The sequence below is a fragment of the Rhodococcus sp. (in: high G+C Gram-positive bacteria) genome (genome assembly GCF_049286785.1).
Lineage (GTDB): Bacteria > Actinomycetota > Actinomycetes > Mycobacteriales > Mycobacteriaceae > Rhodococcus_F.
In genome coordinates this window covers 1-4,637 of the sequence record NZ_JBAQEO010000925.1, presented here as the reverse complement: position 1 = coordinate 4,637, position 4,637 = coordinate 1, and the positions used below count along the sequence as shown (strand labels likewise).

Here is a 4,637-nt window from a genome sequence, read left to right as displayed (position 1 = left end):
GCCGCTGCAGGTCGTCCAGCACGTAGTTCCGCGCCGGAAGTGCATAATTCGCCGTTCGTTGGAGGACGGTGAGGCGCTCGGCCACTGTCGCCACGAGGGGGGTCACCTGGATCCCGCTGGCGCCGGTCCCGATTACGGCGACACGCTTGCCGGCGAGGTCCACCTGCTCGTGGGGCCATCGCGCGGTCAGGTACCAATCACCGTGGAAGTCGGCCAACCCGGGGTAGGGCGGTTCTTGTGGAGCGGAGAGCGGTCCGGTGGCGCTGACGACTGTGCGGCAGACGATGCGCTCGCCCGATTCGCTGGTCACCGTCCACAGATCGTGGTCCTCGTCGAAGACGGCCGCTTCGACGCGAGTATTCAGTTCGATGTCGCGGTGCATGTCGAACCGATCGACGACATGCTTGAGGTAGGCCTGGACCTGCGGCTGGCTGGGGTACCGTTCCGGCCAGTCCCAGTCGTCCTGCAGATCTTTGTCGAAGCCGAAGCAGTAGACCCAGCTTTCGCTGTCGGTGCGTGCGCCTGGATAGCGGTTCCAGTGCCAGGCTCCGCCGACGTCGCTTCCCGCTTCCAGCACACGTGCCGACAGGCCGCGTCGGCGGGCTTCGTGCAGCATACGGATACCGCCGAATCCCGCGCCGATGATCAGTACTTCCAGTACTGGTTCGTGCATCATTTTTCTCACTCGTCCAATCGTAAAAGTGTCGGGTTGTGGAGAGGTTCCTGCGATGAGGCAGGTTGACGTCGAGTCGCGCGTGCTGTGGTCATCGACGCGAGGGGGACATGCTGCGGCGTTGTGGAGCTCCTGCCGGTTGCTCGCCCCGGTCGGTTCGTGAGAGTTTTCGTCGTCGAGCGTGTGGGAAGACAGGTCGGGCCAGTTCGAGCGAGCAGAGTTCGACCAGCTGTCGCCTCGAACCGAGGTCCACTCGGGTGGCCCGTACTGTGTTCACCAGCAGCGAAAGACGGCGGTAGAACTCGTCGGGCGTCACCCCGAACTCGGGGAGAATGTGTTCGTCGCCGCCGCCGTATGGAAGCCACTTCAGTGCGAACTTCACCATCAGATCTTCGTCTTGGGTCACTGTCTCACCCCTTCCTTCTCGGGTCGCTTCGGTGCACACGTACCCGAACCAGGTGCGCAAAAATGGTTCTGGAGTGCTGTGTGGCAATGTGTTTCGGCACGATGAGCGTCATCCCATGAAGAAGCCGCCGTTGACGTCCACCACTGCGCCGGTCATGTAGGCAGCGCCGGGGGAGGCGAGAAATGCGGCAATTCCGGCCACATCCTGTGCTGTCCCGATTCGACCGAGTGGGCAGTAGCTACCGTCGTATCCCTTGCCCGCGATCATGTCGGTGTCGATTGCCCCCGGAGCAACGGCGTTGGCGACGATGCCGTGGGTGGCTTCGGTTCGTGCGAGCCACTTGACGGTAGCGTGCAGAGCGCCCTTGCTGGCCACATAGTGTGGACCGGAGGCGACGCCACCGACTTTGCCGGCTGCGGAACCGACGCACACGATGTTGCCGCCGTGTCTGCGCAACAAGGGCAGCGCTGCGGCCACTGTCCACAGTGATCCCTTGAGGTTGATCCCCATTACTCGGTCGAATTCGTCGACGTCGATCTCTCCGAGTTCGGCGGGCTCGCCATATACCCCCGCAGAGGTCACCAGGATGTCCAGGCGGTCCAAGTCTCCGAACGCACGGGCGACGGACGCGCGGTCGGTGACATCGAGGACCCCATAGGTGACTTCACCACCGGCGTCCCGGATCGACTCGGCTGTCTCACCGCATTCCGCCAGGTCGAACAGCGAAAGGTCTGCGCCTCCAGCCGAGAGCTCCCGGGCAATCGCGGCACCGATACCACGTGCCGCTCCCGTGACTACCGCGCGCTTGCCCGCAAGCAGCGTCGGGTTCAGAAGGCCTGACGCAAGGGTCGATCGAACCGGCATTTGATCCTCCAGTGAAATTTTGGGTCTGTTGAGAAGAGGGGAAGCGCCCTTCGGTGCTTACAGCGCCCGTCTGTCGGTGAGAGGTCGACTGCGGCCGATCGAGGAAGGCGTGATTTGGCTGTAGTACCGCGGGGGGTCCATCTACCGCTCGTTGAGCGTCGACGCTGCCATTTAGTGATTCGAGGTTTACTAAAATCAGAGTAGGTCGCTGTGTGGCGAAAAATCAAGAGTCGATTTCGGCGGGGAAAGCTTCGTGCGTTCTATCCCCAGGAACGCGCGGGGAAGTGTCGCAAAGTCGGACACCGACCTGTCCGGTTGCGGGTGCATGATGGGTCCATGGCCTGGTTCACCTGCGGTTCTTGCTGGTCCTTCTTCGGTGGTCCGGCCAGGGGTCCGCTGGCTCGGCCTGGGGCGCGCCGGGAGCGGACAATTCCGTCCGATGGTAGTTCCGGACTTTACAAATACGAATAGGGATACTCCTGGCAGTAATAAGAGTTGTCATGCATCCCTGCTAGTGATTTATTAGTCACTAGCGTTCCCTGGATCCCACAATGGGTTGGCGGGGTACGAAATCGAGAAACAGTTTTAAGGAGTCGATGATGAACCTGGGTTGGTGGCTGGAACGCTCCACGTGGGAGTACGCAGACAAGACGGCGGTCGTCGACGCGGACGGCACGAGCGTGATGTACCGTGAGCTCCGCGCTGAGTCCAATCGGATCGGCAATGTCCTCGCCGGCTTCGGCATCGGCGTTGACGACGTGGTCGTCACGGCAATGCCGGACAACCACACCCACGTCGCAACGTTCTACGCCGCAATCAAACTCGGCGGAGCGTTCAGCGGCCTGAACTACAAGGCCAACGATCAAAAGCTGATCGACGATGTCGCGCGCAGCCAGGCACGCATTGCTGTGGTGTCGATCGAGTACGTGCACCTCGCGGACCTCCTCGCCGCGCAGCCGAGCATCGAGACAGTGATCGTGACCGAACCCGGCGACCACGGATATCCGGTGCTGTCCGCTCTCACTGCCGACGCATCCGATGAGCTGCGAATCGTGGACCGAGCATCCACGGACATTGCCGCCATCAACTTCACTTCCGGGACTTCCGGAACTTCCAAGGGCGTCGTCTTCACTCATGGCACCCTCGCAAACTCCGGCTGGGGAGCTGTCTTCCTGGGCGGCATCACGAGCGAGACTCGAAATGTATCGCTCGTCGGGATGTACCACAGCGGTGGCATTCACGATTCGATCCGAATGATCATGGCGGGCGGAACCATCCTGTGGAGTGGCGGATGGGACGTCGACAGAGTCGTCGAAATCTTCGAGAACCGCTCCCCGAACTGGATGTACTGGATCATCCCGACCATGATGCGAGATCTCATGCGCCACCCCCGATGGGACTCACTCGACCTGACCGGCTTGCGCACTTATGTTGCCGGCGAACCGGTCCCAGACGATGTACGCGACGCACTGCTCTCCAAGGGCGCCCAGGTCGGGAACATGTACGGGTGCACCGAAGCTATGCCGGTCTGCATCCTCGGCCCGTCGTTGTACTACGGGGAAGAGTCCGAAGTCCCGGTCGGGTCATCGGGCCACCCGATCCGCGGATTCTCCGAGGTAGTGCTCAAGGACCCCGAATCGGGCGCGACCTTGATCGGCAACGACGTCGAGGGCGAGGTGTGCATCAAGGGAGATGTCGTCACGCCGGGTTACTACCGTGATCCGGAACGTACCGCCGATGCCTTCGACAGCGAAGGGTATCTCCACACCCGCGATCGTGCGTACCGGAGCGCCGACGGCTGGTACTACGTGCGCGGTCGGATCGACGACATCATCAATCCCGGTGGTGAAAAGCTCTCGCTGCTCGAAGTCGATGCCGCACTACTCGAGCACCCTGACGTGATCGACGCAGGCTGCATCGGAGTTGCGCACGAACGCTTCGGCGAAGTGCCCGCCGCGTTTGTGCAGATGAGGCCCGGGATCACCGAGGAAGAAGCCAAAGTTGTGCTCGACGCCCACATGATCAGCACGCTCGAACGCTGGAAGCGCCCGCGCCTGTACGTCCTCGTCGACGAAGTTCCGCGTACTGCAAAACGCAGCAAGATGCACGGAGCGATGCGTGACCGGATTCGGGAAATCAGCCTCCGCGATGCGGACGGGGTCGTGGCCCTCGCGACATTGCACTCCACTCAGGACGCGATCGCATGAGCAAGGTGAATTTCAAGAGTAGATTCGCCGACCTGATCGGAGTCGTCTATCCCGTGGTGCAGGAAGGCTTGGGACCCTACAAGTCCGTCGCGCTCGCAGCAGCGGTTTCCAATGCCGGCGGCCTCGGATGCGTATGTATTCCGGCGCTCACCCTGGGCACCGACGAAGGCGCCAAGGTACTACGGGGTTACATCGAAGAAGCCTGTGAACTGACGGATCGCCCGTTCTCCGTCAATGTTCCGGTCGGAACCGCCGAGAACGGAGAGGTACTGCCCTTCAGCGCGGCCTACGTGGGCGCGGTGCTCGATGCTGTCAACGATCCTGAGATCAGGAAACGGTTGCGAGTGATCACCACCTCCGCGGGTGCGCCGCGTGTAGTGCGCGATGCGATCGCGGAGAGCGGCCTCATCCACATGCACAAAGTCGGCAGCACGCGCCAGGCCGTCAAGGCCCAGGAAGACGGTGTGGATATCGTCATCGCCTCCGG

General features: G+C 62.0%; 5 protein-coding genes. 2 read left to right on the top strand and 3 right to left on the bottom strand.

The window, feature by feature from the left end; genetic code table 11:
* From WAW17_RS33580 to WAW17_RS33570, 3 genes are all read right to left on the bottom strand, one after another.
* A partial coding sequence (locus tag WAW17_RS33580; protein WP_422337145.1) for a flavin-containing monooxygenase occupies window positions 1-676 on the bottom strand: 676 nt, incomplete at its 3' end.
* An 88-nt stretch (window positions 677-764) separates the two neighbouring features.
* Entirely contained in the window at window positions 765-1,079 is a 315-nt protein-coding gene (locus WAW17_RS33575; RefSeq protein WP_422337144.1) for a hypothetical protein, read from the bottom strand.
* A gap of 108 nt (window positions 1,080-1,187) precedes the next feature.
* On the bottom strand, window positions 1,188-1,943 hold the full coding sequence (locus WAW17_RS33570; RefSeq protein WP_422337143.1) for an SDR family NAD(P)-dependent oxidoreductase: 756 nt from the start codon (window positions 1,941-1,943) through the stop codon (window positions 1,188-1,190).
* 599 nt (window positions 1,944-2,542) lie between these two features.
* Between WAW17_RS33570 and WAW17_RS33565 the strand changes: the two genes are divergently transcribed.
* Both WAW17_RS33565 and WAW17_RS33560 read left to right on the top strand, forming a co-directional pair.
* The gene (locus tag WAW17_RS33565; protein ID WP_422337142.1) at window positions 2,543-4,150 is read left to right on the top strand and encodes a class I adenylate-forming enzyme family protein; all 1,608 of its coding nucleotides are present in this window, start codon (window positions 2,543-2,545) and stop codon (window positions 4,148-4,150) included.
* Window positions 4,147-4,637 (top strand): nitronate monooxygenase (locus WAW17_RS33560; protein WP_422337141.1); only part of this gene is annotated, 491 nt, incomplete at its 3' end. The genes WAW17_RS33565 and WAW17_RS33560, both read left to right, overlap by 4 nt.

Coding starts and splice junctions, on each gene's coding strand:
- WAW17_RS33570 (WP_422337143.1), bottom strand. CDS start 1,943: ATGCCGGTTCGATCGACCCTTGCGTCAGGCCTTCTGAACCCGACGCTG.
- WAW17_RS33565 (WP_422337142.1), top strand. CDS start 2,543: ATGAACCTGGGTTGGTGGCTGGAACGCTCCACGTGGGAGTACGCAGAC.